General features: G+C 37.8%; 5 protein-coding genes. 4 read left to right on the top strand and 1 reads right to left on the bottom strand.

The window, feature by feature from the left end:
- Positions 1-193, bottom strand: a 193-nt coding sequence (locus BLT94_RS21485; RefSeq protein WP_175530452.1) for a phage integrase N-terminal SAM-like domain-containing protein, incomplete at its 3' end; no start/stop codon positions are given.
- Positions 194-553: 360 nt separating this feature from the next.
- On the opposite strand from BLT94_RS21485, the gene BLT94_RS21480 reads away from it, so the two are divergent.
- The 4 genes from BLT94_RS21480 to BLT94_RS21465 all read left to right on the top strand — a co-directional run bounded on the left by BLT94_RS21480 (position 554) and on the right by BLT94_RS21465 (position 4,796).
- Positions 554-802, top strand: coding sequence for an antitoxin (locus BLT94_RS21480; RefSeq protein ID WP_092238773.1), 249 nt, complete (start codon positions 554-556; stop codon positions 800-802).
- A 22-nt stretch (positions 803-824) separates the two neighbouring features.
- Positions 825-1,187 (top strand): type II toxin-antitoxin system tRNA(fMet)-specific endonuclease VapC, encoded by a 363-nt coding sequence (vapC, locus tag BLT94_RS21475; RefSeq protein WP_217641265.1) that lies wholly within the window; start codon positions 825-827, stop codon positions 1,185-1,187.
- Positions 1,188-1,447: 260 nt separating this feature from the next.
- Positions 1,448-3,379 carry a S8/S53 family peptidase gene (locus BLT94_RS21470; protein ID WP_092238767.1) on the top strand — a complete coding sequence of 644 codons (1,932 nt, stop codon included), beginning with the start codon at positions 1,448-1,450 and terminating at the stop codon, positions 3,377-3,379.
- A 220-nt stretch (positions 3,380-3,599) separates the two neighbouring features.
- Positions 3,600-4,796, top strand: coding sequence for a hypothetical protein (locus tag BLT94_RS21465; RefSeq protein WP_092238764.1), 1,197 nt, complete (start codon positions 3,600-3,602; stop codon positions 4,794-4,796).
- Positions 4,797-5,039 lie beyond the last annotated feature (243 nt).

Here is a 5,039-nt window from a genome sequence, read left to right as displayed (position 1 = left end):
GGTCGGTGAAATAATCGAGGAGTTGGTCTGTGGTCAGGTTCTCGACCCGGCAGTCGAAATAGTTGCCGATTCGCCTGATCGCCCGTGAGTAGGCCTCGATGGTCTTGGGTTGCAGGCCTGCCAGTTTCAAGTACTGAAGATGCTTGCGGTAATACTCGTTGAATTGTGGATCATTGGGCATGCTGGTGTCCATTGTAAACCTCCTTTTTGAAGTAACTGGTCAATGGCCGATGCGTTGGCATCGCCTTTTCCGGTATATTACTATAAGAAGGCAAAGTTACAATGTGTTGATTTTTAAAAGAGGGGAGCTTGCTGTCTCCGCGTAGCGGCTTCGTCCAACAGGCGGGTGAACCGGACAGCAAGGGTCTCCTTCTTTTTAAAGGTTGAAAAAACTTTTGAATGATGTGCTTTCAATTAACTTTCTTGGAAACCCTTGCTGCCCGTTACCCAAGCGTTCTGTGTCCAGCAACTACAATCGTTCCCTCAGGAAATCTTGACATAAAATCAATTTGATATATACTAAATGATATAGCTCATTATTTTGGAGGATAAAATGGATACTGCTAAATTATTTATAAATGGTCGTAGTCAGGCACTCCGATTGCCTAAAGCTTATCGATTCGAAGGAAAGGAAGTATATATCAAGAGGGTTTCACAAGGAATTCTCTTAATACCAAAAAATAAGACCGTATGGGGCATCTGGGAAAAGAACCTGAAGAAATATGACAAACCATTTATGGCTGATCGAAATCAACCTGATTTTCAACAGGAAAGGGTTGGTTTAGATGAAGTATTTGATTGATACAAACATATGCATTTATATCATGAACCAACGGCCTCCTGAGGTCATTCAAAAGTTTAAAGATACGAAAGTTGGGGAAATTGGTATATCAGCCATAACTGTTTCTGAATTGAGTTATGGTGTTGCAAAAAGCAAATTTCAACAACAAAATACAAAACGGTTAGAAGAATTTCTCGTCCCTTTTGAAATTCTCCCGTATGATGAAGAAGCATCAAAACATTACGGGTTAATTCGTTCTCAACTTGAAGCCCAAGGAAATGTAATTGGACCTCTCGATATGCTAATTGCAGCTCATGCATTAAGTGAAAAATTGGTGCTGGTTACGAATAATGAAAAAGAATTCAATAGAATCGAAACATTAAAAGTTGAAAACTGGGTAAGATAGAATACGAAACAGAACAGGCGGGTGAACCGGACAGCAAGGGTCTCATTCTTTTTAAAGGTTGAAAAATTTTTGAATGATGTGCTTCTAATCAACTATATTGGAAACCCTTGCTGCCCGTTACCCAAGCGTTCGCTTCAAAAAAAATGGAAATGAATTGGCTGAATGAAGCCATGAGCAAAAATATCAAAAGTGTTTGCGTTTTATTTTGTGGGCGTTTATTCAATTGGGAATAATAATTTTTTGAGCTATGGAGTTCTGTCATGAAAATGTTCCGTTTTTATTTTGTTCCTCTTTTATTATTTTTTGCTGTAAATGCATTTGCCGAAAATGGAGTTATTAAAAAAAGGGGGGGGGGAGGATTTTCTTGTAAGGATCAACCTCAACACCTTTTGCGTTCATCAAATTTGGTTGATAATCACATCATGACTTCTTATCCATATGAATCTTGCCAAACTCCGCCGAATAAGGTTAGTACGTTTGCATCTGATGATGTTGTAGTGAATTGGACGTCTTTACCTGAAGTTAACGAAGGAGATGAAGTTGAATGGATTTGGTATAATCCTTGCGGCGAAGAGATTTATTACTATCAATATGTTTTTGATTCTTCTGCGAGTGGGGGTAACAGTTGCACTTGGGGGTGGTTTGAACTACATGAGCACTTTGGAACTTGGTCTGTTAAATATTATTTTAATGGTAAATATCAATATACAGATTTTTTTAAAGTTGTTAATGTATTAGATATCATTGGAATTAGAGATGTGATAAATTTGCATGACTCATTTATCCAAAAGAATGATTGGTCTGTTGTTGTTATCGATAACACGTTAGATGAAACTGTCAGCGGACTGAATGTGGTAGAAACTCACTGCATTAGTGAAGAATATGATGGTATGGAAGAACTTAATTTAACTCAGCTTTGCAGAGACGAAGATGGTAATAAAACCGCCTATAGTAACAACATACACCTTGACCCTGAATGGCGTAAAAGCGACCATGGTACTACTGTAACTAAACTTATTTCTCAACTAACGAATTCAAATATAATTTTTTACCAAGCTGGCTACATACAAAATGCAAGAGAGGATGATGATGCTGAAGTAGATGATAATAACGAGTGGCAGATAGAAGTGGATCCTAATAATGAGGGGCGGCCAGATAGTTCAGAGCCTGAAGTAATTGTGACTGAGAACAATACTTTTGCCGCTTTAGAAGCAGTTCTTGAAAGGGTTATAAACGGTGAAAAAATTGCAGCAGTTAATATTAGTAGCGGATCAAGAAAATATACAACTGGTTTTTCTTCAGATGATGATCTAACTGGATATGGAAAAAAAATTAAGAAAATTGTCAAACAGTTAGGTAATCATGGTGTTGCTGTAATCTATAGTGCTGGAAACTTAAGTAAGGAAGATGACCCTTCAAGTGGCATTACTACTCTTGCCGCATTGCCAGATACTATAGCAGTTGGAGCGGCATCAGTTGAAGAGGGTGAAGTTATTATCTCAAATACATCGAGAACCAGTGAGGCCTTAACCTTATTTGCACCAGGCAAATATTTGAAAGTAGACTTTAACGGCAATGTGTTAAATTCTGGCATAAAGTTAGTGAGTGGAACCTCATTTTCCGCTCCTATCGTTACAGCAGCTTGGTCTAATTTAAAATCAAAAACAGTTGAAAATGCTAATTGGGACCTTCAAACTGGCCCAATGGTGTCTCAAATTTTATGGGCTTTTAGCACTTCTTCAGATATTCAACTTGAAATATCCCCAGGGGTAAGTCGCTCCTTAATTGATGTTGATTCCGCTTTTGACAATCTTGGAAACGCTGGAGATGTCACCCCTCCTGAACTTGACGATAAGGTGCTTTTAGACACAACAAACAATAATTTTAGCTGGAGTTATGTTCCCAATGCGACTTACTATGTTCACTATGTAAAAGACTCCACAGGAAAAAAATCATTTGATATTAGGTGGGCTCATGAGCTTGGCTGCATGCCTCTTCCAGAAAATGCTATCCCGGAAAATTACACCTGTAGGCTGAATCAAGTTTTGACTAATGCAAAGGCATACTCATATGGGGAAGCGATATGGGGGGTAAGATCTTTCAATCAAGATAACCTCGGCTCGACCTGGAATATAAGTGATGATACTGCAATAGATGAAGTCTTCATTATTCCGAGTCAAATTGATGAATGATTTTGGGCGGTTTTAAAAATGTTTTTGGCAAGGCCAAGCAGAGTAACAATTTGAAGTTTATCTCAAGCGAACAAAACGCTGGAGAGGGACCAGGCTTACTGCGCTGCCTTTTCGGGAGTCTCTGGTTCAGGAAAATTTATCTTTTTATCGGAGTTTTTGGGGTTTAAAAGCCTGGCCCCTCAGCTCCCCGTTAAATGCTTCATATATCAAGGAAGAGACCATGAATAGTAATTACAAGTTAAAAGAGTTAGGTGTCGACTCTGCAATGAGATGTGTTAAAGCTGGTGACATCCTTGGTGCAAGATCGTCTATCGGGATTTCCGAAAAGTTCGCCGATAACGAAGTAATAGATTCTTTGATAGGGCTTGATAAGGCATTATATCTTTTCCGAAACCAAAAACACCTTGAAGCTAATGAGTATTTTCAAAAAGCAGCACCGCTCATAAAAACGTGTAAGGATCAAGACTCAAAGTTAATAATATTGACTATGAGTAACTTCGCTGAAGGCTTGGCAGCTCTCTTCAATGGGAATGCACATTTAGCAGCGAACTTGCTAAATGTTAGCTCTGCTGTAATCGATAAAATGAGTTTTTATATTCCCGAGTTTAAACTTATCGCTCTTAGTTACAAAGCAGCAAGTCTAATTGCGCTGTCAAGGGCATCCCTTAATGCTTCGGATATTGCATCCGCCGAAAATATAATGGGAAAAGCAAAGGATGTTCATGATGAGCTTTTGAAAAATCTTGATCCTGACATTGATAAACATGCAATAGGTTTTGCAGAGGTTTACGGAACAAGGTGCGAAATAGCATTCCAATTTATAGCTATGATTGATTTACCATCTTTGGATTTAATAGAATGGCATAATCGTCTTCAGCATTCGCGAAAGGATGTTGAGTTATTAAAGAACTATCTAAGCGATATTCAAGAGGGACCAATTCAACGTCTCATGAGTTTATACCCTTCCTTATATACCATATTTGATCAACTCCATCATTCAGTAGAAATCATTACACTTAAAAAAAGACCCTTTAGAAAAGAGGAAGTTGAAACACTCGTCAATATCGATAAAGAACTTTTTAAAACGAGACAAATCATATTAAAATGTGGAGATCGTGGTAAAGGGTTGATTTTCATTATAGACCAACTCGTAAGATTACAGAAAAATCTATTAAAACATGGGGCAAGCGTCACAAGAGATTTTGGTAAATTTAGCGGGATTGTTTCATTTGTATCCATGATAATATTGATCTTTGTTTTGCATATTACTGTCGGTTTTTCAGGATATACCGGCGTATTGTACTTCTTCGGTGTGATAATAATTTCTTTAATAGCAGGGTTCGGTTTCGGTGCTCTCAGGTTTAGGCCATTATTAAAGATATTTTCAGAAGCATTGAATAAACAACAGAATGAATAATTATCAATACAACAATAATTATAGGCTATCATTTAACCAGCGGGTGAACCGGACAGCAAGGGTCTCCTTCTTTTTAAAGGTTGAAAAACTTTTAAATGATGTGCTTTCAATTAACTTTATTGGAAACCCTTGCTGCCCGTTACCCAGGCGTTCTGTGTTTAGTACAAAGATTGAAAAAATGCCCAAAATTAGTATTGCGGATTGCGCATCATGCTGTATAATAAACTCATGATAAAAACATTT

Source organism: Desulfobacula phenolica (genome assembly GCF_900105645.1).
GTDB classification, from domain to species: domain Bacteria; phylum Desulfobacterota; class Desulfobacteria; order Desulfobacterales; family Desulfobacteraceae; genus Desulfobacula; species Desulfobacula toluolica.
Note: the sequence above shows the minus strand (reverse complement) of the source record. Positions and strands in the feature narration are given on the sequence as shown.